Below are 24,900 nucleotides of genomic sequence, written 5' to 3' on the forward strand. Positions count from 1 at the left end.
ACAATTATACGGACTTTATCGTTTTGTTCTGATGTATTTAAATAGAATTATAAAAAGTGCGATATGTATTTTTACATTAAAACAAGTTATGACTAATATTTTTGAAAAACCTGAGACATCAGTACGATGTCCCAGGTTTTCTTTTCGCTAATATAAAAATGAAACGAGTTATTTCACGAATCCAAAAGTAAGATTAAAATGAGCATATTAAAATTTAAAATTAAATAAATCAGATATAATGGATGCAATAAGCAATTAGAAAGGTGTTAAATATGTTCCATAACGAAAGTGCCCATTTTGTAAATGGCATTATATTAAATGTAAGAGATAAAGATGAAATGAAAAAATTTTATGGAGATATTATTGGATTAAATGTAGTAAATGAATCATATTCTACAATTCAATATGAGGTTGGTAATCTAAATCACTTCATGACACTTAATCAAATTAATATGGGAAGAGAACCTCTTGTTTCAGAAGCAGGTTTATTTCACTTAGCGATAAAATTACCATCTAAAACAGACTTAGCAGACTTGCTTGTGCAATTCAGTGAATATAAAATACCTATCAATGGTGGCGAACACGACATTTCAACTTCATTATATTTAGAAGATACGGAAGGAAACGGCTTGGAGTTTTATGTAGATAATCCCATTGATGAATGGTCTATTGAAAATGAAAAAGCAGTTTTAGAAACAAAACCATTAAATGTACCTAAATTACTAACTTATGTCTCAGATGAGAAGTGGCAAGGTATTCCTGATGAAAGTATTATTGGATATATAAATTTAAAAACAATTCGATTAAATAGAGTTAAGCAATATTATAAAAATTACTTTGGTTTGGTACCTTCTTCTGTAGAAACTGACAGTGCGGTTTATTTAGCTTCAAATGGTTATCACCAACATCTCGTAGTGAATAATTGGTTATCAAGTGTAAAACGTATAGAAAATCATAGAACTTATGGTTTAGCGTGTGTAGATTTTCATTTTCCAGAAACAACACATAAATTATTAGCTGGACCTGATGGTATTCAATTTAGGTTTAATTATTATTCCGTACTCTAGAATAATGTCTATTTTAATAACATTTAAAAAAATTAACTTATTATTTGAACTGTAACTTTTTTTATAAGTTTGATTAGGATATAATGAGAGTTGTTGTAAAAAGCGACCGCACGAAGAACAAATAGGAGGTACAGACATGAAACGTCAGTACTATATGGGTATTTCTATATTTATAACAATTGTTATACTTATATTAGATCAAATCACAAAATTTATAATAACTAAAACAATGCAAATTGGTGACTCATTTGAAGTAATCCCTAATTTTTTGAGTATCACTTCACATAGAAATAATGGTGCAGCATGGGGAATTTTAAGTGGAAAGATGGCTTTTTTCTATATTATAACTGTCATTATTCTGATCATACTCATTGTCTTTTTTATAAAAGAAGCGAAGCATAATTTGTTAATGCAAATTGCTATAAGTTTATTGTTTGCTGGTGCTTTAGGTAACTTTATTGATCGTGTATTAAATGGTGAAGTTGTAGACTTTGTTGATACTTATATATTTAGTTATAATTTTCCAATATTTAACGTAGCTGATTCTAGTTTAACTATAGGCGTCGTTTTAGTAATAATCGCATTATTAAGGGATATGAGGACAGAAGAATAGGAGAGATAGTGTATGGAATTTCATGAGTTTAATATAGATGACCCAGCTAATGTAGGACAACGAATAGATAAATTATTGCCTGAATTTAATACTGAATGGTCACGTACTCAAATGCAAGATTGGATTAAAGAAGGCCTGGTTAAAGTCAATGGTAAAGTGATAAAATCCAATTATAAAACTAAGTCAAATGATAAAATTATAGTAACTGAGAAAGAAATTGTTGAGGCAGATATTAAACCAGAAAATCTTAATCTGAATTTTTATTATGAAGACGATGATGTCGCAATTGTATATAAACCTAAAGGGATGGTAGTACATCCATCAGCAGGTCATTATACGGGTACATTAGTAAATGGACTAATGTATCAAATGAAAGACTTATCTGGTATAAACGGAGAGATACGTCCAGGGATTGTACATCGTATTGACAAAGACACTTCCGGGTTATTAATGATTGCAAAAAATGATGTTGCACATCGTAGTTTAGTAGAACAGTTGATAGATAAATCAGTAACGCGTAAATATATTGCATTGGTACATGGTAGCATTCCACATGATTATGGTACTGTTGATGCACCTATTGGTAGAAATAAGAATGACCGCCAATCTATGGCTGTAGTTGATGATGGTAAAGACGCGATTACTCACTTTAATGTATTAGAACATTTTAATAAATATACACTAATAGAATGTCAGTTAGAAACAGGCCGTACTCACCAAATTCGTGTGCATATGAAATACATTGGTTACCCATTAGTAGGAGACCCCAAATATGGTCAGAAAAAAACATTAGATATTGGTGGTCAAGCATTGCATGCTGCAGTAATCGGTTTTGAACATCCAGTTACACAAGCGTATATTGAAAAGACAGCACCTTTACCAGAGGAATTTGAGCAACTCTTAAATGATATTCGTAAATCTGATAATTAATAATGCTTTGCTAAGTTATATCGTGAATTTTAGATAATACCATGATATATAAATGGGATTGGAACAGAAATCTAATTTTATTAATTAGATTTCGTTATCTCACCCCAACAAGGATGACTAGAAGTGAAAAAATGATTTAAAGGCAAACGATCGCTTTTATAAAACGAACGATATTCTAATATAGACTTGCAACGATATGTTATTCATGATAATATAATGACAGTTTAATAAAGAACGAACGTCTTTAATTGAAAGTCCAGAGAGGCTTCGAAGACATGTAATGAAAATAGAATATACAAACAAAGTATTTAAGTTATAACAATAGCTAAAGCCATCGTAGTTTTTCGTAAAACGCGATAAAAGTCATAATCACAAGTACAAAAATGGTTATGATGGAGAAATCATCTAAGTTTTAGATATGTCTCTACATTTTGTTTGTAATATTTTATTACGCTACCTCATGTCTTCTGAAGATGTGAGGTTTTTTTAATATCATTAAAATTAAGGTAGGTGCCCAAAATGTCAGAACGCGTAATTATGGATGAAGCAGCAATACAAAGAACCGTTACACGTATTGCACACGAAATCTTAGAATACAACAAAGGTACTGATGAATTAATTTTATTAGGCATTAAAACAAGAGGGGCATTTTTAGCACGACGTATCCAACAAAAAATTGAACAAATTGAGGAAATAACTGTCCCGACAGGTACGATTGATATTACACAATTTAGAGATGATTTAGAACAGACAATAGATCAAGTTGCAGAACAGACGTATGAAATTGATGTCAATATAACAAATCAAGTCGTGATTATTGTGGATGATGTTCTATATACTGGGCGTACAGTTAGAGCATCGCTTGATGCAGTACTTCAATATGCAAGACCTAGAAAAATAGGATTAGCAACGCTTATTGATCGTGGACATAGAGAGCTTCCAATACGCGCAGACTTTGTTGGTAAAAATATACCGACCGCTAGAGAAGAAGCTGTCTCGGTTTTTCTTAGTGAAATAGATAGTAGAAATGCAGTTGTAATTGAATAAATCAACACCTTTTAATTCAGTACGAGAGACTGAGAAAGGGAAGAGAATCATGTGGAAGTCAAAGGCAAGTTTCTAGGAAGCCACACTTCAAAATATAGTTATATTATAAAAAACATATACTATAGATTCTCTCCATATCATCTGAACTTAATTTAAGCTAACTATTCAAACAGCAATGCTGATGATTTAAGTCGTAATGTTGTTTGAACAAGCTGAATTTTGATTTGAGGATAGATACTTTTTAAGTCTCTTTACATGAAAACAATGTAAAGGGACTTTTTTTATGAGAGGAAGCGGAAAGTCATGGAAAATGAAACAATGTTTGAACGGACAGCTAAACCAGTATTAGATGTACGAGATAAACCTAAGTTAGGACAATGGGCATTTCTAAGCACTCAACATTTATTTGCAATGTTTGGATCGACTGTCCTCGTACCATTTTTAACTGGATTACCGATATCATCTGCTTTACTAGCATCAGGGATAGGGACATTATTATATATATTAATTACACAAGCGAAAATACCCGCATATTTAGGTTCAAGTTTCGCATTTATCACACCAATCATAACTGGATTGAATTCACATAGCTTAGGTGACATGTTAGTAGCATTGTTTATGAGCGGAGTGATGTATGTGCTTATTGGATTAGCTATTAGGTTAAGTGGAACAGGGTGGCTTATGCACTTACTTCCCCCGGTTGTTGTTGGACCAGTTATTATGGTGATTGGTTTGAGTCTGGCTCCTACTGCAGTCAATATGGCGATGTTTGAAAATTCAGGAGATATGAAAGGCTATAACTTAAGTTATTTAGTAGTAGCAATGATTACGCTGCTGGTGACGATTATAGTTCAAGGATACTTTAAAGGTTTCTTGTCCCTTATACCTGTATTAATCGGCATTATAACGGGGTACATTGTGTCAATATTTATGGGGCTTGTTAATTTTAAACCTGTAGCTGAAGCAAAATGGCTGCAACTTCCAGAAGTGTACCTACCATTTAAAGATTACACACCATCATTTCATCTAGGTTTAGTACTTGTCTTAATACCAATCGTTTTTGTGACAGTTAGTGAGCACATTGGACATCAAATGGTGATTAACAAAATCGTAGGAAGAAATTTCTTTAAAGATCCAGGATTAGACAAATCAATTATTGGTGACGGAGTGTCAACGATGTTTGCAAGTATTATAGGTGGCCCACCAAGTACAACATACGGAGAAAATATAGGTGTTTTAGCTATCACGAAAATTTATAGTATATATGTTATTGGAGGTGCTGCAGTCATCGCTATAATATTAGGTTTTGTAGGCAAATTCACAGCATTAGTTTCATCTATACCAACCCCTGTTATGGGAGGTGTATCGATATTACTTTTCGGAATTATTGCAGCAAGTGGTCTGCGAATGCTTGTAGAAAGTGAAGTTGATTTTGCAAGTAACCGAAATCTAGTCATCGCATCAGTCATATTAGTTATAGGTATTGGCAACCTAGTCTTCAATCTGAATGGTATAGGTATAAATTTAGAAATTGAAGGGATGGCATTAGCAGCATTGGCAGGTATTCTACTAAACTTAATTTTACCGCAAGAGATTGAGTCAAATAAATAAACGTCTATTTCAATACTAGGAGGCTGAAAAAATGGATAACTTACTATCAATGGAACATCTAACTACAAATGAGATTTATGAACTAATAGAAATTGCAAGTGGTATTAAAAATGGATCATTTAAACCACATAATTATGAAGACAAATTTGTAGCAAACTTATTTTTTGAAAATTCTACCCGTACGAAAAGTAGCTTTTTAGTAGCAGAGCAAAAATTAGGATTAAAACTGATTGATTTCGAAACGAGCACTTCTTCTGTTCAAAAAGGTGAGAGCTTATACGATACGTGTAAAACATTAGAACAAGTAGGTGCAGATGTTCTAGTAATTAGACATTCAGATACAACATACTATAATGATTTAAATTCACTTAAGTTACCGATTATTAATGCAGGTGATGGTAGTGGACAGCATCCAACACAAAGTTTATTAGACCTAATGACAATATACGAAGAGTATGAAACCTTTAAAGATTTAAATATATTAATATGTGGAGATATTAAAAACTCCCGTGTAGCGAGAAGTAACTTTCAAAGTTTAACCGCACTCGGTGCAAATGTGATGTTCTCAAGTCCAGAAGCGTGGAGAGATGACACTTTAGAAGCACCTTATGTTGATATAGATAAAGTCATAGAGGACATAGACATTGTCATGCTACTAAGAGTACAGCATGAAAGACATGGTGATGAAGAAACAATGAATTTTGAAAATCAAAATTATCATGAAAATTTTGGTTTGACAAAAGCGCGTTATAATCGATTGAAGTCATCTGCAATTGTTATGCATCCCGCGCCTGTCAATCGCGGTGTTGAAATAGATGATTGCTTAGTAGAAGCAGAAAAATCTCGCATCTTTAAACAGATGGAAAATGGTATGTATACACGTATGGCAGTAATTGAGTATATATTACAAACAAAGGAGGCAGCAATAAATGAAATTGCTAACTAATGCGAAAATCTTAGAAAATGGTGAACTTAAAACCACTTCAATTTTAATAGAAGGTAAAACCATAAAAAAAATTGCGTCAGACATAGAGGTTGATGCCGATGTTGAAATCATTGATTTAAAAGGACACTTTGTTGCTCCAGGTTTAGTTGATGTTCATGTACATTTGCGTGAACCAGGCGGTGAACATAAAGAAACAATTGCAACGGGAACACAAGCAGCTGCAAGAGGCGGTTTTACGACAGTTTGTCCAATGCCAAATACACGACCTGTACCTGACTCTGTTGAAAATTTAGAACGTTTAAACAAATTAATCGACGAAAATGCACACGTCAGAGTTTTACCATATAGTGCAATCACAGTTAGGCAAGCAGGTACTGAACATGTTGATTTTGAAGCTTTAGCCCAGTTAGGCACATTTGCTTTTACTGATGATGGCGTAGGTGTACAACAAGCAAATATGATGTATGAAGCTATGCAACAAGCAGCTAAAGTGAATAAAGCAGTCGTTGCTCATTGTGAGGATAATAGCTTGATATATGGCGGCGCTATGCATGAAGGGGAACGTAGTAAAGCATTAGGCATACCGGGGATACCTAATATTTGTGAAGCGGTACAAATTGCGAGAGATGTTTTGCTAGCTGAAGCAGCAGGTGCACATTACCATGTCTGTCACGTATCTACAAAAGAAAGTGTACGAGCTATAAGAGATGCTAAAAAGGCAGGAATTCATGTAACAGCAGAAGTGACACCGCATCATTTATTATTAACAGAAGATGATGTGCCTGGTGATGATGCAATTTATAAAATGAATCCACCTTTAAGAAGTAAAGCAGATCGAGCTGCACTAATCGAAGGATTATTAGATGGGACAATTGATTGTATTGCTACAGACCATGCGCCACATGCGAAAGAAGAAAAAGCACAACCAATGACAAAAGCGCCTTTCGGCATTGTTGGTAGTGAAACAGCATTTCCATTATTGTATACACACTTTGTAAAAAATGGTAACTGGTCATTGCAACAATTGGTTGACTATTTAACGATTAAACCATCTCAAATATTTGATTTACCATATGGAAGATTAGAAGTGGGCGGTTTAGCTGACCTTACTGCCATTAATTTAGAAGACGAGAAAGAGATTAGGGCAGAAGATTTTGCGTCAAAAGGGTCAAACACACCATTTATAGGTGAAAAAGTATACGGAACTCCAGTATTAACATTGGTAGAAGGTGAAGTTAAATTTAAGGAGGAAAAGTAATGTTGCAAAAACGCTATTTAGTTTTAGAAGATGGAACATATTATGAAGGTTATCCATTAGGATCGGACCATTTAACGAAAGGCGAAATAGTATTTAATACGGCTATGACTGGGTATCAAGAAACGATATCAGATCCATCTTATACAGGGCAAATTATTACGTTTACTTATCCATTAATAGGAAACTACGGAATTAATCGAGATGATTTTGAATCTTTGATACCAACATTGAATGGTGTTGTTGTCAAAGAAGCAAGCACATATCCGAGTCATTTTCGCATGCAAAAAACATTCCACGAAGTGTTAAAAGATTATGATATACCAGGTATTTCAGGTGTGGATACACGTAGTATTACTCGAAAAATTAGAAACTATGGCGTTTTAAAAGCAGCTTTTACAGATGATAAGGCAGATATTCCACAATTAATAGAAGAGTTGAAAGTAATTGAATTACCTAGAGATGAAGTGAAAACAGTGTCTACCAAAACACCATATGTCTCTACGGGTTATGATTTGAGTGTTGTACTTGTAGATTTTGGTAAAAAACAAAATATTGTGAGAGAACTTAATTTACGTGGTTGTAATGTTACAGTTGTACCTTATGATTCGACAGCAGAAGAAATTATTAGAATGTCACCAGATGGAGTCATGTTGTCTAATGGACCTGGTGATCCAGAAGAAGTCAAAGTTGCAATTAATATGATTAATGGTATTTTAGGAAAAATTCCTTTCTTTGGTATCTGTTTAGGCCATCAATTATTTGCACTTTCACAAGGCGCTACATCGTTTAAAATGAAATTTGGACATAGAGGGGCAAACCATCCTGTGAAAGATTTAAAGAGTGGGAAAATAGCATTAACTAGCCAAAATCATGGTTATGCGATCGATAAAGATTCATTAGCCAGTACACCTTTAGAAATAACACATATAGCGATTAATGACGGTACAGTTGAAGGTTTAAGACACCAATCATTACCTGCGTTTTCAGTACAATATCATCCTGAAGCAAGTCCTGGACCTACAGATTCAAATTATTTGTTTGATGAATTTATTAAAATGATGCATGACTTTAAAGAAAAGGAGATTTTGACAAATGCCTAAACGTAACGATATTAAAACGATTTTAGTTATAGGATCTGGACCCATTATTATAGGCCAAGCTGCAGAATTTGATTATGCGGGGACACAAGCATGCTTAGCATTACGAGAAGAAGGTTATCGCGTTATATTAGTAAATTCAAATCCAGCTACAATCATGACAGATAATGAAATTGCTGACAAAGTCTACATTGAACCTTTAACGCATGACTTTATTGCACGTATTATTCGTAAAGAACAACCTGATGCGCTGTTACCAACATTAGGTGGTCAAACAGGGCTTAATATGGCGATTCAATTACATGATAGCGGTGTATTAGAAGCGAACAACGTACAATTACTAGGTACTAAATTGGCTTCTATTCAACAAGCGGAAGATAGAGAATTATTTAGAGACTTAATGAATGAGCTAGATGTTCCAGTTCCAGAAAGCGATATCGTCAATACTCTAGAACAGGCGTTTGAATTTAAAGAAGCGGTAGGGTATCCATTAATTGTGAGACCGGCTTTCACGATGGGCGGTACTGGTGGTGGTATTTGCCATAATGATGAAGAGTTTAAACAAGTAGTAACGAATGGCTTACATTACAGTCCGGCAACACAATGCTTAATTGAAAAATCAATCGCAGGTTTTAAAGAGATTGAATATGAAGTGATGCGAGATAAAAATGATAATGCCATCGTTGTATGTAACATGGAAAATATAGACCCAGTCGGCATACATACTGGCGATTCAATTGTAGTAGCACCTAGTCAAACTTTATCAGATGTTGAATATCAAATGTTACGTGATGTGTCGTTAAAAGTTATTCGTGCTTTAGGCATTGAAGGTGGTTGTAATGTACAACTGGCATTAGACCCACACTCAATGAAATATTATATAATTGAAGTGAACCCACGTGTGTCACGTTCATCAGCTTTAGCTTCTAAGGCTACAGGCTATCCGATTGCAAAATTAGCTGCAAAAATAGCGATAGGTTTATCATTAGATGAAATGTTGAATCCAATCACTAAAACCTCTTATGCTGCATTTGAACCGACGTTGGACTATGTTATTTCAAAAATCCCACGTTTTCCTTTCGATAAATTTGAAAAGGGTGAACGTGTGCTCGGTACACAAATGAAAGCAACTGGTGAGGTAATGGCGATTGGCCGAACATATGAAGAGTCTTTATTAAAAGCAATTCGCTCACTCGAATATGGCGTGCATCATTTGGGATTACCAAATGGTGAAACATACGATTTAGATTATATAAAAGCGCGTATACAAGACCAAGATGATGAGCGCTTATTCTTTATAGGAGAAGCGATAAGAAGAGGTACATCTTTAGAAGAAATACACGAAATGACTAAGATTGATTACTTCTTCTTAAATAAATTCTTGCACATCATTGATATAGAACATGACTTAAAAGTATACAAAGGAGATATAGATTATTTAAAATTTGCTAAGAGTTATGGGTTTAGTGATCGCGTTATTGCACATCGTTTTGATATGTCAGAATCAGAAGTTTATAACTTAAGAAAACAACATAATATTTCACCAGTATATAAAATGGTAGATACATGCGCAGCAGAATTTGAATCAGCTACACCATATTACTATGGTACGTATGAACAAGAAAATGAATCCATTATCACTGAAAAAGAAAAAATATTAGTCTTGGGATCAGGGCCAATAAGAATCGGTCAAGGTGTCGAATTTGATTATGCAACTGTGCATGCTGTGTGGGCTATTCAACAAGCTGGTTATGAAGCTATTATCGTCAATAATAACCCTGAAACAGTATCTACAGACTTTTCAATTTCAGACAAATTATATTTTGAGCCATTAACAGAAGAAGATGTCATGAATATTATAAATATTGAACAGCCAAAAGGTGTAGTAGTACAGTTTGGTGGTCAAACTGCGATTAATTTAGCAGATAAAATTGAAAAGTATGGTGTGAAAATTTTAGGAACGTCACTCGAAGATTTGAATCGTGCGGAAGATCGTAAAGAATTTGAGGCACTGTTACATAAAATTGATGTGCCTCAACCTAAAGGCAAGACAGCAACGTCAACTGATGAAGCGCTCAATAATGCACGTGCAATCGGTTATCCTGTAGTAGTTAGACCTTCGTATGTATTAGGTGGACGTGCAATGGAAATCGTGTATAACGATGAAGAGTTAACCAATTATATGAATCAAGCAGTGAAAGCGAGTCCGGATCATCCTGTATTAGTTGATAGATATCTCACAGGTAAAGAAATTGAAGTCGATGCTATTTCTGATGGTGAAACGGTAATTATTCCAGGGATTATGGAACATATTGAACGCGCTGGTGTCCATTCAGGTGATTCGATTGCGGTATATCCTCCACAATCTTTGACACCAAATGAACTTAAAACATTAGAAGATTATACAATTCGCTTAGCGAAAGGGCTAAATATCATAGGTCTAATCAATATACAATTTGTCATTGCACATGATGGTGTTTATGTTTTAGAAGTGAATCCTCGTGCGAGTCGTACGGTTCCTTTCTTAAGTAAAATTACGCATATTCAAATGGCACAGTTGGCCATGAGCGCTATTGTAGGTGAGAAACTTAAGGATTTAGGTTATAACGAGGGCGTTCAACCATATAGTGAAGGTGTCTTTGTTAAAGCTCCGGTATTTAGCTTTAACAAATTGAAAAATGTAGATATTACCTTAGGACCTGAAATGAAATCAACTGGGGAAGTCATGGGGAAAGATTTAACCATGGAAAAAGCATTATATAAAGGTTTGACAGCAAGTGGTATGGAAGTAAAAGATTATGGTACGGTATTGATGACCGTAAGTGATAAAGACAAAGATGAAATTGTGAATATCGCGGCTCGCTTAAATGAAGTCGGCTATAAAATATTAGCTACGGAAGGTACTGCTAAAAAATTAGAAAGTAACCATATCACTGCAGAAACTGTAGGTAAAATTGGTGGAGAAAACGATTTATTATCACGTATACAAACGAATGATGTTCAAATTGTGATCAATACGATGACAAAAGGGAAAGAAGTTGAACGTGATGGTTTTCAAATTAGACGTGCCTCTGTTGAAAATGGCGTACCATGTCTAACTTCATTAGATACTGCAGAAGCATTAACATCCGTTATAGAAAGCATGACTTTCACGATGAAAAATATGTAAAATATAATTAAAAAACTGAAATAATTTTTATGCTTTAATGCAAAGAAATGCTATTGGCAATAGACGGCTAGGATAAAAATATATTTATGAAATTTTTCTCTTAGTCGTCCTTGTCAGTATGAAAAAAATTCCAAAATATTATTGCTGTCATATGTCCATACACGCTTGGCAAATATAATAAAATAGCTATAGATGAGAGGCGATATATATGCAAAATAATCTACCTATCATTGCTTTAGATTTTGAATCAGCAGAAGCGGTTACACAATTTTTAAATCAATTTGATGAACCTTTATTTGTCAAAGTTGGAATGGAACTTTTTTATCAAACTGGGCCTTCATTAATCACTGATATTAAGAAACGTGGTCATAGCATATTCTTAGATTTAAAATTGCATGATATTCCTAACACTGTTGGTAAAGCAATGGAAGGCTTAAGCAAATTAGATGTCGATTTAGTAAATGTACACGCAGCTGGTGGTTCAGAAATGATGAAACGTGCTGTAGAAGGTATTAGAAAATATAACAGTAATATTAAAATTATTGCGGTTACACAATTAACGTCGACTACAGAAACAATGTTGCGTGATGAACAAAATATCCAAAGTACAATGGATGAAGCAGTGTTGAATTATGCTCGTCTAGCTCAATTATCAGGATTAGATGGCGTTGTATGTTCACCACTTGAAGCAAATTTAGTAAAACAGGAATTAGGTGAATCTTTCTTGAAAGTGACACCAGGCATCAGACCAGAAAACACTTCTTCAGATGATCAACAACGTATTACGACACCAGAAAAAGCAAGTGTTTTAGGCGCTACACACATTGTTGTAGGACGACCGATTACACAAAGTGAAAATCCGGTAACGAGTTATCAAAAAATTAAAGAAAGTTGGTTGAAATCACATGACTAAATCAATTGCACAAGCATTGTTAGATATAAAAGCTGTATCATTATCTCCCAATGATCCGTTTACTTGGAGTTCAGGTATTAAATCGCCAATATACTGTGATAATCGCATCACACTAGGTTTTCCTGATGTACGTACTCATATTAGAGATGGCCTGCAAGCATTGATTGAAACACATTTTAAAGATATTGAAGTTATATCAGGTACTGCAACAGCCGGGATTCCACATGCAGCATATGTCTCAGAAGTGATGAACTTACCGATGAATTACGTTAGATCAAAAAGCAAAAGCCATGGTAAACAGAATCAAATTGAAGGTGCATCAAGTGAAGGTAAAAATGTAGTAGTTATAGAAGATTTAATATCTACAGGTGGCTCTTCAATAACTGCAGTAGATGCACTAAAAGCTGCAGGTGCAAATGTATTAGGTGTAGTAGCAATCTTTACTTATGGTTTGAAAAAAGCAGATGACCAATTTGCACGAGCTGATATACCCTTCTATACATTAAGCAATTATAATGAACTAATTGAGGTTGCTAGAGAAAATGGAGAAATTTCTGAAAATGATATTACTACATTAGTTGATTGGAGAGATAACTTGTCATAAAATGTTAGATGGAGGGGATGTTATGACAAAAGACTCAAATGTAGCTTATAATCATTTTGCTCATTTAAATAAATTCCTCAAAAAATCAGAAGACTATAGAGCACAAACAACTTCAGAAGATGAAAATAAATGGTTGTTTAACGCTACAGAATCAAATATTTATAAAAAATCAAAATTAAATCTAAAGCAAAAAGGACATATTAAATAAACGATATATGTAAATATATTATGTGAATTTGAGACAACATTAAAAATTTATTTAATTAAATTGGTTAAAAAATGCTTAAAAGACTTTTATATATTGATAAAAGGTCTTTTAGGCATTTTTTAATATATAAAATACTTTGTTCATATTTAGTTCACAAAATAGGTTTTAAATACTGAGTATCATATAAAACTCCAAGATAGAAAGGAATGAATGAACTTGAATCAAAAAAAATTTGATATTGTTGCACTATTTTTACTCATTGGTGTGTTTATGGCAGCTTTAGACAACGGCATTATTAGTGCAGCGTTAACCACAATAAATCAATCTTTTGAAATTTCAGCACAAATGGGGTCATGGGGCATAACGATTTACACATTAGGTATGGCTGTAACTACACCTATAGCGGGTAAACTTGCTGATATGTATGGTCGTAAAAAAATATTTGTTATTGAAGTCATTTTATTTGGTTTAGGATCATTGTTAGTTGCTTTAAGTCCAAATTATACAATATTTATTATTGCACGGTTAATTCAATCATTTGGTGGAGGCGGTTTATTTGTAATCGCTAGTTCACATATTATAGCTACTTACACCAAGGAAAAACAAGGTAGCATGCTTGGTGGGTTAGGTGCAATGAATGGTATTGCTTCGGTATTAGGGCCAAATATAGGAAGTTTATTAATTAACCTAAGTGGAACATGGCATTGGCTATTCCTAATCAATGTGCCAGTGGCAGTAATGATTGTTATTTTTATGATTCTTAAAATGCCAGAAACACAAGAAAAAGTTAAAACTAAAATTGATAAGTACGCCATCATTATATTTTCATTTTCAACGTTGCTGATGATGTTTGCGATTAATAATATACAAACGAATAACATTGCTAATAGTATACTTAGCTTTTCAGTGATTGGTTTATTTATATTGGCAATCATTGGTTATGGTATTTTGATTTTAGTAGAATATAAAAACGAAGCAACTGATATAGATGCATTCTTACCTTTCTATTTATTAAAAAAACCAGCTTTTTCAGTAGTATTGATTATGGGCGTTTTATCAGGGATGTTAATTGGTTCCATTATTTTCATTCCTTCCTTTGTTGAAAATGTATTGCATGTTAAAGCTGAGAACAGTGGCTATTGGATGACACCCTTAGCGTTAGCTTCAGGTATTGGCGCGTCACTGGGCGGGAAGATTGTTGATAAAAAAGGCCCGATATTTGCATTAGTGATTGCGAGTATCATTAGCATGATTGGGTATGGAGGCTTAGCCTTTTTAACTTATTCAAGTACGCCATTTTTAATATTTTCAATTATCGCAGGTTTAGGTTTTGGTTTTACTATTGGTGCACCAATGACTGTATTAGCAACTAGATCAGCACATTCAGATAAAAATAATAGTACTGTAATTGGAACATTATCCGTTTCTAGACAAGTCGGCATAACAATTGCACCGACTATGTTTACGACATTCATTCAATTCGGATATAGCCAAATGGGTAGTAAAATTAAAGAAAGTATAAATTCAGCCCATTTTGGTTTCAAAGATATACCCGTTTCGTTAATGAAAACGATGGAACATAATTCAGGCAATCTTACTAAAATATTAGAACAAGTGAATCAAATTTCTAATGATACATTAAGACATGCAATTACAAATGGCATTGAGGATGCTACACACCTTGCGTATATGCCTATATTTTTAACTGCAGTTATTGCAGCTTTTATTATTTTGCTACTTGTAACGCTCTTTAGTAAAGAATTTAAATAAAAAATTTGATAAACTGGTGAAATCGTAAAGAAAGATTAAAAAAAGATTAATTGTAGAAAGTAACGTAAAAAACAGCAACGCAGAATGGTAGACAAGGTTTTAATGTCTACTTTACTGCGTGTTTTGTTTAATATAATACAAAAATGATTGAAATGATTAATGTTATTAAAATGATTAAAAAGTATCGTTATAAAGTTATGATATAAAATGGATTAACGAATCATAATTTTAATGATGATAAAGCCAATGAGTATCACTAAAGCGGCAATCAGTAATGGAATAATGTAATAAAACATGAAATACCTCCAATTATATTTGTATTTATTTTAACTATAAATATTTAAAAGTAAAGTGATTTTATGGTTTTAAGCCGTCAAAGCTTTCAATATTACACACTTTACAAATTAATGTTGCAAACTACATGAAGTGGTATATTGAAATGGGTTGTGTTACATTTGCAATTATACTATGTAACTGTAACAAATGTTATATTTTCATTTATTTTGGTTTTAAATAGATTTGTGAGTATAAAAAACAAATTTGTAAAATTAAAATGAGGCATGATTTGAATACACTTTTTTAGCTTACCTTATTTAATTTTATATTATCAAATGTAAGGGGATATGATATGAAACGTATGAAGCAACTTTTAAAAAACCATACTAAAAATATTATTGTATGCTTAATTGGCGCATTTGTAAGTGCGATTGCTGTAAATTCATTTATATTAGAGTCTAATTTAGGTGATGGGGGTACTGTGGGTATGTCATTAGCATTAAAATATGCCTTTGGTTTTTCACCAGCGATATCCTCATTAATTATTAATACATTGGTCATTATTGTAGGCTGGCGTTTTTTAAGTACCAGAACAGCAGTATATACGTTTATTGCTAATACAGCGATTTCAATCTTTTTAGATTTAACTGAAAATTTTAAGACAGGTATTGATAATTTTGTAATAAATGCTTCGTTTGGTGGCGTTTTAGTAGGTGTAGGTATTGGATTAGTAATTGCTTCTGGTGGTGTGATAGGTGGGACATCAGTCATTGCTAAGATGCTAAATAAATACTTTGACATCAAAACATCGCAAGGCATTTTTGTTTTAGATGGATTAGTTGTCTTGTCTTTTTTATTTGTCTTACCTTTAGAAAACGTCTTATTTACTGTAATTATGATATTTATAACTGAACGTGCTACTGCATTCATTATAGAAGGATTCCATCCTAAAAAAGCAGTGACTGTGATATCAAGTAGAAATGAGATTATAAGTGATGAAATCAATAGCTTTACAGGTAGAGGTTCAACACTCTTAAAGGGTAAAGGCGGTTATGGTAAACATGAAACAAGCATGTTGTATGTTGTAGTTCCACAATCACAAGTAACTAGAGTTAAAAAGCTTGTAAATGAGGTAGATGAAAATGCCTTTTTAGTCATTCATGATGTGAGAGATGTATTAGGTAATGGATTTATAAATTTATCTTAATGATAGATTGGCAAAGGAGCACTTCATGTGACGTGTTGTTAATTGCAAATTTTATTCGTTCGATTTTTTTAAGCATTTGTTTTATTCTAGAATTAAGATGTTTTAAGGAGGCAGTTAAATGGCAATTCCCAAAATAACGACATTTCTAATGTTCAATGGACAAGCAGAAGAAGCAATCAATTTATATGTAGATGCATTTGAAGATGCAGAAATATTAGCGATGGTTAAATATGAAGAAGATGATAAAGAACCCACTGGTGCCGTACAACATGCTATCTTTCGCTTAAAAGATCAAGTTTTTATGGCGATTGATAATATGAATGGTGTCGATGTAGACATGAATCCAGCAATGTCTTTATATGTCACTGTAGATAGTCCGTTAGAAATGGAAAGATTATTCAGTAAATTGAAAAGTGGTGGGGCAATTTTAATGCCTAAAACGGAAATGCCACCATTCAGAGAATTTACATGGATTGTAGATAGATTTGGCGTTAATTTTCAGCTTGCATTACCAGATAAAAAATAAATATTAAAAAGGCTAAGATAAAGTATCATGCACGTGTTACATGTGCTGCTTACTCATAATCTTAGCCTTGTTTTTTAGATTGAAGCATGTTACTAATGCTTTAAAGTATTTGGTGTTATCATGTCACCTTCATTTTTTGAATGTGATCGTAATCAGGTGTAGCATAGAGTGTTTTTTGGTGATCATATGTTACAAATCCTGGTTTTGCGCCAGAAGGTTTGTGAACGTGTCTAATTTCAGTGTAATCAACTGGTATTTGACCAGAATTACCAGCTTTTGAAAAATAACCGGCTAGCATAGCCGCTTCTTTAATAGTATTTTCACTTGGCGCATCATTTAAGATAACCACATGAGCCCCTGGGATCTCTTTCGTATGAAACCAAAGATGCTGTTTGCTTGCTTTTTTATTCGTTAAATAATCATTTTGCTTATTATTTTTTCCTACAAGTATGGTATCTCCATCAGTTGAAACATACGATTGCAATTGAATGGTCGGTTTCTTTTTCTTATTTTTTTGCTTCCGCTGTTTCATATAACCTTGTTCAGCAAGCTCTTCTCTAATATCATCAATGTCATCCACAGATATGTGTGCGAGTTGTTGTTCTATATTTTCAAAATATGTGATGTTTTCTTTTGTTAAATCGATTTGTCGCGTTAATTCATGTGCACGTGTTTTCAATTTATTATATTTTTTATAATACATTTGAGCGTTTGTAGCTGGTGACTTTGTTGTATCTAAGGGAATGGTTACTTCCTGACCATCATAATAGTTGGTAGTCGTCAGATACTTATCACCTTGTTTAATTCTATAAATATTTGCAGTGATTAATTCACCGTATAATTGCTGTATTTCTTTATCCTTAGTACCTTCTTGTTCGTCGATTAATTTACTGAGTTTATTTTGATATTTATGCAGTTGTTGCTGTACAAATTTGACTAAATCATTTGCACGTTGTTTAACGCGTTCTCTTTCTCCTCTAGCATCGTAATATCTATCTAATAAATCATGTAGAGAATCATATTCAACCATATCATCGTAAAATTGATTTAAGTGCATAAAATAGAAATCTTCTTTTCCTGTTTCATGATTCTTATGAAATACAGGAGTAGGTAATTCCATTGTCTCATTCATAACTGAATTAAATGCCTCTGGTAACGTGTCGGTCGTCATAAATTGTTTACGATTGACAATTTCATTTGTAATTAAAGGACTAAAGCCTTCAAATTGATTTAGCAGTTGCCTAGCGATTTTTCCACTATTGAAATCGATGAATTTTAAAACTTCTGTACCCGTAATACTATATGGATTTGTTTTATTTTGGGTAGGGGGCGCTTCATATTGAAACCCAGGCATAACTGTACGATATTGATTTGTATTTGGAGTTAAATGTTTAAAACCTTCAATAATCTTGCGTTGATCATCTACTAACATTAAATTACTGTGTTTACCCATTATTTCTAAAATAACTGTGCGGTATGTGGTATCACCGATTTCATCTTTACTGTGAATATCTATTTCTACACGTCTATCGTTTCCGATTTGTCTTATAGCTTTAATGAAACCACCCTCTAAATGTTTACGGAATACTCTTGCAAACATTGGTGGTTCAAATGGATTATCATATTTTTTATTCGTTAAATGCATTCTAGCAAAACTAGGATGGATCGAGAGTAGAAGTTGATGGTTTTTACGATTTTGACGTATTACCATGATGATTGTATCGTTTTCAGGTTGATTGATTTTATGAATCCTACCATCAACGAGAAATTGTAAAGATTCTACCATTTTTCGTGTAAATAAACCATCGTATGCCATTACTATCAGCCACCTTATTTTTAGTCATTCATCATATTGTAACATGGTGAATAGATTTGGTCATGAGCAAAGTTTGTTTGAACGTATGCTATACAACCAAACGCTCATTATGGTATCATAGTTTAATAATAGAAGAATAGCTTAGAGAGGTAGTAAGGCATGGATAATGAGAAAGGTTTGTTGATTGTACTTTCTGGACCATCTGGTGTAGGAAAAGGTACAGTTAGAAAAAAAATATTTGATGACCCAACCACATCTTATAAATATTCTATCTCGATGACGACACGTAATATGCGTGAAGGTGAAGTCGATGGTGTAGATTATTTCTTCAAAACAAAGGCAGAGTTTGAAGCGTTAATTAAACAAGATCAATTTATAGAATATGCAGAATATGTGGGGAATTATTACGGTACACCAGTGCAATACGTAAAAGATACTATGGACCAAGGACATGATGTATTTTTAGAAATTGAAGTTGAAGGTGCCAAACAGGTTCGAAAGAAATTCCCTGATGCATTATTTATTTTTCTAGCTCCACCAAGTTTAGATCATTTACGTGAGCGCTTAGTAGGGCGTGGTACTGAGTCAGACGAAAAAATTCAAAGCAGAGTACTTGAAGCTCGTAAAGAAGTTGAAATGATGAATTTATACGATTATGTTGTCGTTAACGATGAAGTAGAATTAGCTAAGCAACGTATTCAATCCATTGTTGAAGCAGAGCATTTGAAAAGGGAAAGAATTGAAGCAAAATATAGAAAAATGATATTGGAGGCAAAAAAATAATGTTATATCCACCATTAAATGATTTAACATCTAAAATCACATCAAAATATTTAATCGCTACAACTGCAGCTAAACGTGCACGTGAGTTGGACGAGCATCCAAATAGTACACTATTAAACAAATATAATTCAGAAAAAGCAGTGGGAAAAGCTTTGGAAGAAATAGCTGGCGGCGAAGTTTATCCTGAAACTACAAAATAACACTTTCTAAGCGAATATTAAATCATATAATTTTATATTTTTGAAAAGTACACCAGGTTAATGATGTGCACTTCAAAAGTCAGACGCATGTGATGACTTTGAGGTTTCATCGCCAAGGTGTGCTTTTTTAATTTGGGCAATAATTTGTGTATAATAAGCAGTAATCATATTTATATTTAAAGCAATGAAGCTAAAATAAGATATTGCATAAAATAATTCATTGGCTGAGTAACATAAAATACATTGTGTAGTTATTTGTACGACCTTGATACAGAATTAAAACATTTGTTTATATTTAGATATATTTAAAATTTCAAAATATAAACTACAAAATTAAACAATTAATAGAAAGATATTAACGATTTGGAGGAAAACTACGATGAAAAATATTTTACTTGCTGTCACTGGTGGTATCGCTGCGTATAAAGCAATAGATTTAACGAGTAAACTCACACAGGCTGATTATAACGTGAGAGTGATGTTAACAGATCATGCACGAGAGTTTGTAACTCCTTTAGCTTTTCAGGCTATTGGTAGAAATCCTGTTTATACGAGTACTTTTAGAGAACACAATCCAGAAGAAATTCAGCATGTTGCTTTAGGAGATTGGGCAGATGCGATTGTTGTAGCACCGGCAACTGCAAATACCATCGCTAAACTAGCAAATGGTATTGCTGATGACATGGTTACATCAACATTATTAGCTACAGAAACACCCAAATTTATCGCTCCTGCAATGAATGTACATATGTATGAGAACAAAAGAACGCAACATAACTTAGCAACATTAAGTTCAGACGGTTATTATTTCTTAGAACCTGGTGAAGGATTCCTAGCTTGTGGTTATGTAGCAAAAGGAAGAATGGAAGAGCCTTTACAAATTGTAGAAAGATTAAATCAGTATTTTAAAAACAACACGTCAGCGACAAAAAATAGTAGATTTAACGGTATACAAGCATTGGTGACAGCGGGGCCAACCATAGAAGAGCTAGACCCTGTTCGTTATTTATCCAACCGCTCATCAGGTAAAATGGGATATGCACTCGCAGAATCTTTAGCTCAAAGAGGGGCGACCGTGACACTTATATCTGGTCCAACTCATCTAACACCACCTAAGAATGTAGAAGTCATTCAAGTAGAAAGTGCACAACAGATGTTTGAAGCGGTTAAAACGCGATTCGATAAGATGGATATTGTCTTTAAATCTGCAGCGGTATCAGATTATGCTCCAACTGAATTATTAGAACATAAACTTAAAAAACGACAAGGTGATTTGACTGTTACTTTTAAACGCACACCCGATATTTTAAAATACTTGGGTGAGCATAAAGATAAACAATTTTTAGTTGGTTTTGCAGCAGAAACACAAAATATTGAATCATATGCTCAAAAAAAACTAAAAAGTAAAAACGCAGATGTCATCATAGCGAATAATGTTGGCGATCGTACCATTGGGTTTAGCTCTGATGATAATGCATATACTATGTACTATAAAAACGGTGAAACAATATCATTAGGGAAACATAAAAAAGTCATATTAGCGGAGCATATATTAGACAGTTTAGAAACAAGGTGGAAATAAAATGATAGCAAAAGTAATCGTAGATATACCATCTAAAAGTGTTGACTTTACGTTTGATTATTTAATTCCACAAAAATTTCAAGCGATGGTTGAAGTTGGTATGCGCGTGATTGTACCTTTTGGACCGAGAACGATTCAAGGTTATGTTATGGACATCACTCAGCAAACCGACACTAGTATGGACATATCAAAATTAAAAGCAATAAAAGAAATACAAGATATTAAACCTGAATTAACGAAAGAATTAATACAACTTGCAGATTGGTATCATACGTATTTTGTTACAAAACGAATTTCTATGTTAGAGGTTATGCTTCCAAGCGCAATCAAAGCCAAATATACTAAAGTATTTGCAGTTAAAGATACTGAAGCCATACCAGAAAAATTGTTGAAACGATTTGATTCGGAAGGACATTATGCATATAAAGTAGCACAAAAAAATGAAGACTTAACGCTCATTGCACCATTTTTAAAGCAAGGTGCAATTCTTGAAGATACGATTTTGTCTCAAAGTTTAAAGAAAAAGAAACAACGCGCAGTGCGCATTGTCGAAGGCTTTAATGATGATACAGTATTAGAATCTTTGGAAAAATCAAAAAAGCAATATGAATTATATGCTTATTTAATTGATGAAAATCATCACGTAGTTTTTTTAAAACAGTTGGAAGAAATGGGTTTTTCAAAATCTAGCATTGAGACGTTAGTCCGTAAAGGCTTTATTGAGAAATATGATACAACTGTAGAGCGAGATCCTTTTGCAACACGGGTATTTGAACAAGATCAAAAGCAACAACTTACGCAAGAACAACAAGAAGCATATGATGCGATACTTGAGACGATTAATAAAGGTGAACAACGTACATTTTTATTACATGGCGTAACGGGTTCTGGTAAGACGGAAGTTTACTTGCAAACTATAGAAAATGTACTCAATCAAGGTAAACAAGCGATGATGTTAGTGCCAGAAATTGCACTCACTCCTCAAATGGTATTAAGATTTAAACGAAGATTTGGAGACGAAGTAGCAGTTTTACACTCAGGATTATCTAAAGGGGAACGTTATGATGAATGGCAAAAAATTAGAGATGGAAAAGCGAGTGTGAGTGTAGGAGCTCGCTCAAGTGTATTTGCCCCTTTCAAAGATTTAGGTATGATCATTATTGATGAAGAACATGAGTCTTCCTATAAACAAGAGGATTATCCTAGATACCATGCTAGAGATATTGCACAATGGCGCAGTCAATATCATCATTGCCCTTTAGTATTAGGCAGTGCTACACCAAGTTTAGAGACATATGCACGTGCAACTAAAGGTGTTTATGAACTATTATCATTACCTCATAGAGTGAATCAGCAAGCTTTGCCAGACGTGAATATCGTAGATATGCGTGCTGAACTTGCTTCTGGCAATCGTTCTATGTTTTCAGAAGATTTGCGTAGTGCGATTCAAGAGCGTTTAGATAAAAAAGAACAAGTTGTTTTATTTTTAAATAGACGTGGATATGCGTCATTTATGTTGTGTCGAGATTGTGGCCATGTCCCTCAATGTCCTAACTGTGATATTTCTCTCACATATCATAAGTCTACGGATCAATTGAAATGCCATTATTGTGGTCATCAAGAAGTACCACCTAATAAGTGTCCCAACTGTGAAAGTGAACATATCAGACAGGTAGGCACAGGTACACAAAGAGTTGAAGAACTATTACAAGAAAATTTTCAGGAAGCAAAAATTATTCGTATGGATGTTGATACCACTTCTCGAAAAGGTGCACACGAACAATTATTAGATGACTTTGGTTCAGGTAAAGGGGATATTTTACTGGGGACACAGATGATAGCGAAAGGTTTGGACTTTCCAAATATTACTTTGGTTGGCGTATTAAATGCTGATACGATGTTAAACTTGCCTGACTTTAGAGCTAGTGAGCGTACATATCAATTGTTGACGCAAGTTTCAGGACGTGCAGGCCGTCATGAAAAAGAGGGACAGGTGATTATACAAACATATAATCCTGATCATTATGCTATTAAAGATGTTCAAGATAATGACTATCATTCCTTTTTCGAAAAAGAAATGAATTATAGAAAGTTAGGTAAATATCCACCATATTTCTTTTTAATTAATTTTACGATTGCGCATAATAATATGAAAAAAGTAATGGAAGCTTCTAAACATATACACAAAATATTGTTACAGCATTTATCAGATAAGGCATTAGTTCTAGGCCCTTCTCCAGCAGCTTTATCACGGATTAATAATGAATATCGCTTCCAAATATTAATAAAATATAAAAGCGAACCTTCATTGCACGAAGCATTAAAGTATTTAGATGATTTTTATCATGATCAGTATTTAAAAGACAAATTATCACTGAAGATAGACATCAATCCACAAATGATGATGTAGGTTGTTGTTGTAAATGGATTAATTGCAGTGTATAAAAGGGGAGTCTTAAAATCAGTATTTTATTGGTTTTAAGGCTCTCTTTTTATTGAATATTAAATATTAATGGTTGAATATGATTGATAGATATAGTAAATTTATTTGCTCATATTTTTTTAAAGGAGTACTAGATATGGAGATGAGAATTGCAAATAAAAATGATATTGAAACAATTATAAAATTAAGAAAAGAACAATTACTTGATCAAGGCATGCATGGTACTGAAGATATTGATGATAATATGAGAGCATATTTTAAAGATGTTTTCGATAAAGGAAACATCTACCAAGTATTTATGATAGATAATCATCAAGTTGTAGCAACAGGAGCTGTTGTCTTCCAACAGATACCACCTGCATATGATAATCATTATGGTGTAGAAGGTTATATTACTAATGTTTATACAACTAAATTATATAGAGGATTAGGTTTGAGTAAACAAATTCTAGAAGAGCTTTTATTAAAGTGTAAAACAGAACAGGTGAATATCGTTAATTTAAAAGCTTCGACTCAAGCAGAGCCATTATATTCTAAAATTGGTTTTATAAAAAATGTATCATCCATGACCATTGAGTTAGCAAATAGTGAAGCGAAACAGTAATAGATATAAAGCTAATTATTATTATATCGTTTATTTAGTTTAACGTTTTAGATGTTTCTAAATAAACTAAATTTTAATATAAGGTATAAATTTAAGGTTTATTTTATTGAAGAAATAATAAAGTAATGTCTTGCTATAGTTAAAATAAATATAAAATGAAAAAGTAGAAGTAAGAAGAATGTCATTCAGCTAGTATTTATTTCTTTTTACTTCTACTTTTTAATTAATTC

General features: G+C 33.2%; 21 protein-coding genes. 20 read left to right on the plus strand and 1 reads right to left on the minus strand.

Going from position 1 to position 24,900, the window contains the following annotated elements; translation table 11 throughout:
* Positions 1-272: 272 nt before the first annotated feature.
* From KA883_RS08755 to KA883_RS08825, 15 genes are all read left to right on the plus strand, one after another.
* Entirely contained in the window at positions 273-1,067 is a 795-nt protein-coding gene (locus tag KA883_RS08755) for a VOC family protein (protein WP_145381263.1), read from the plus strand.
* 136 nt (positions 1,068-1,203) lie between these two features.
* Complete coding sequence (gene lspA, locus KA883_RS08760; RefSeq protein WP_046208698.1) at positions 1,204-1,680, plus strand: signal peptidase II; 477 nt, start codon at positions 1,204-1,206, stop codon at positions 1,678-1,680.
* A 12-nt stretch (positions 1,681-1,692) separates the two neighbouring features.
* On the plus strand, positions 1,693-2,610 hold the full coding sequence (locus KA883_RS08765; protein ID WP_046208697.1) for an RluA family pseudouridine synthase: 918 nt from the start codon (positions 1,693-1,695) through the stop codon (positions 2,608-2,610).
* Between the two features lie 519 nt (positions 2,611-3,129).
* A complete protein-coding gene (gene pyrR, locus KA883_RS08770) occupies positions 3,130-3,657 on the plus strand; it encodes a bifunctional pyr operon transcriptional regulator/uracil phosphoribosyltransferase PyrR (protein WP_046208696.1) in 528 nt (175 codons plus the stop codon).
* A 303-nt stretch (positions 3,658-3,960) separates the two neighbouring features.
* Positions 3,961-5,268, plus strand: a complete 1,308-nt coding sequence (locus tag KA883_RS08775; RefSeq protein ID WP_046208695.1) for a uracil-xanthine permease family protein — start codon at positions 3,961-3,963, stop codon at positions 5,266-5,268.
* Between the two features lie 31 nt (positions 5,269-5,299).
* Positions 5,300-6,214, plus strand: a complete 915-nt coding sequence (locus KA883_RS08780) for an aspartate carbamoyltransferase catalytic subunit (RefSeq protein ID WP_046208694.1) — start codon at positions 5,300-5,302, stop codon at positions 6,212-6,214.
* Positions 6,198-7,472 (plus strand): dihydroorotase, encoded by a 1,275-nt coding sequence (locus KA883_RS08785; protein WP_210139954.1) that lies wholly within the window; start codon positions 6,198-6,200, stop codon positions 7,470-7,472. Before KA883_RS08780 ends, KA883_RS08785 begins: the two co-directional genes overlap by 17 nt.
* Complete coding sequence (locus KA883_RS08790; protein ID WP_046208692.1) at positions 7,472-8,572, plus strand: carbamoyl phosphate synthase small subunit; 1,101 nt, start codon at positions 7,472-7,474, stop codon at positions 8,570-8,572. The genes KA883_RS08785 and KA883_RS08790 overlap by 1 nt, the downstream gene beginning before the upstream one ends.
* Positions 8,565-11,738 carry a carbamoyl-phosphate synthase large subunit gene (gene carB, locus KA883_RS08795; RefSeq protein ID WP_046208691.1) on the plus strand — a complete coding sequence of 1,058 codons (3,174 nt, stop codon included), beginning with the start codon at positions 8,565-8,567 and terminating at the stop codon, positions 11,736-11,738. The genes KA883_RS08790 and carB overlap by 8 nt, the downstream gene beginning before the upstream one ends.
* A gap of 208 nt (positions 11,739-11,946) precedes the next feature.
* Positions 11,947-12,651: an orotidine-5'-phosphate decarboxylase gene (gene pyrF / locus KA883_RS08800; RefSeq protein WP_046208690.1), complete on the plus strand. Its 705-nt coding sequence runs from the start codon at positions 11,947-11,949 to the stop codon at positions 12,649-12,651.
* Positions 12,644-13,255 carry an orotate phosphoribosyltransferase gene (gene pyrE / locus KA883_RS08805; protein WP_046208689.1) on the plus strand — a complete coding sequence of 204 codons (612 nt, stop codon included), beginning with the start codon at positions 12,644-12,646 and terminating at the stop codon, positions 13,253-13,255. Before pyrF ends, pyrE begins: the two co-directional genes overlap by 8 nt.
* Before the next feature lie 22 nt (positions 13,256-13,277).
* Positions 13,278-13,463: a hypothetical protein gene (locus KA883_RS08810; RefSeq protein WP_046208688.1), complete on the plus strand. Its 186-nt coding sequence runs from the start codon at positions 13,278-13,280 to the stop codon at positions 13,461-13,463.
* A 210-nt stretch (positions 13,464-13,673) separates the two neighbouring features.
* Positions 13,674-15,233 (plus strand): MFS transporter, encoded by a 1,560-nt coding sequence (locus KA883_RS08815; RefSeq protein ID WP_230623002.1) that lies wholly within the window; start codon positions 13,674-13,676, stop codon positions 15,231-15,233.
* 628 nt (positions 15,234-15,861) lie between these two features.
* Positions 15,862-16,716 (plus strand): YitT family protein, encoded by an 855-nt coding sequence (locus KA883_RS08820; protein ID WP_046208686.1) that lies wholly within the window; start codon positions 15,862-15,864, stop codon positions 16,714-16,716.
* Positions 16,717-16,834: 118 nt separating this feature from the next.
* Positions 16,835-17,242: a VOC family protein gene (locus KA883_RS08825; RefSeq protein WP_046208685.1), complete on the plus strand. Its 408-nt coding sequence runs from the start codon at positions 16,835-16,837 to the stop codon at positions 17,240-17,242.
* A gap of 118 nt (positions 17,243-17,360) precedes the next feature.
* Here the strand turns inward: KA883_RS08825 and KA883_RS08830 are convergent, their stop codons facing one another.
* Entirely contained in the window at positions 17,361-19,058 is a 1,698-nt protein-coding gene (locus KA883_RS08830; RefSeq protein ID WP_046208684.1) for an Rqc2 family fibronectin-binding protein, read from the minus strand.
* A gap of 159 nt (positions 19,059-19,217) precedes the next feature.
* Between KA883_RS08830 and gmk the strand changes: the two genes are divergently transcribed.
* The 5 genes from gmk to KA883_RS08855 all read left to right on the plus strand — a co-directional run bounded on the left by gmk (position 19,218) and on the right by KA883_RS08855 (position 24,670).
* Positions 19,218-19,841, plus strand: a complete 624-nt coding sequence (gmk, locus tag KA883_RS08835; RefSeq protein ID WP_046208683.1) for a guanylate kinase — start codon at positions 19,218-19,220, stop codon at positions 19,839-19,841.
* A complete protein-coding gene (gene rpoZ, locus KA883_RS08840) occupies positions 19,841-20,041 on the plus strand; it encodes a DNA-directed RNA polymerase subunit omega (protein WP_046208682.1) in 201 nt (66 codons plus the stop codon). Before gmk ends, rpoZ begins: the two co-directional genes overlap by 1 nt.
* Positions 20,042-20,420: 379 nt before the next feature.
* Positions 20,421-21,623 carry a bifunctional phosphopantothenoylcysteine decarboxylase/phosphopantothenate--cysteine ligase CoaBC gene (gene coaBC / locus KA883_RS08845; RefSeq protein ID WP_210139955.1) on the plus strand — a complete coding sequence of 401 codons (1,203 nt, stop codon included), beginning with the start codon at positions 20,421-20,423 and terminating at the stop codon, positions 21,621-21,623.
* A gap of 1 nt (position 21,624) precedes the next feature.
* The gene (priA, locus tag KA883_RS08850; protein ID WP_046208680.1) at positions 21,625-24,033 is read left to right on the plus strand and encodes a primosomal protein N'; all 2,409 of its coding nucleotides are present in this window, start codon (positions 21,625-21,627) and stop codon (positions 24,031-24,033) included.
* A 169-nt stretch (positions 24,034-24,202) separates the two neighbouring features.
* A complete protein-coding gene (locus KA883_RS08855; RefSeq protein WP_046208679.1) occupies positions 24,203-24,670 on the plus strand; it encodes a GNAT family N-acetyltransferase in 468 nt (155 codons plus the stop codon).
* Positions 24,671-24,900: the final 230 nt, after the last annotated feature.

This window comes from Staphylococcus sp. GDY8P54P (assembly GCF_017892645.1).
Classification (GTDB): domain Bacteria; phylum Bacillota; class Bacilli; order Staphylococcales; family Staphylococcaceae; genus Staphylococcus; species Staphylococcus ureilyticus.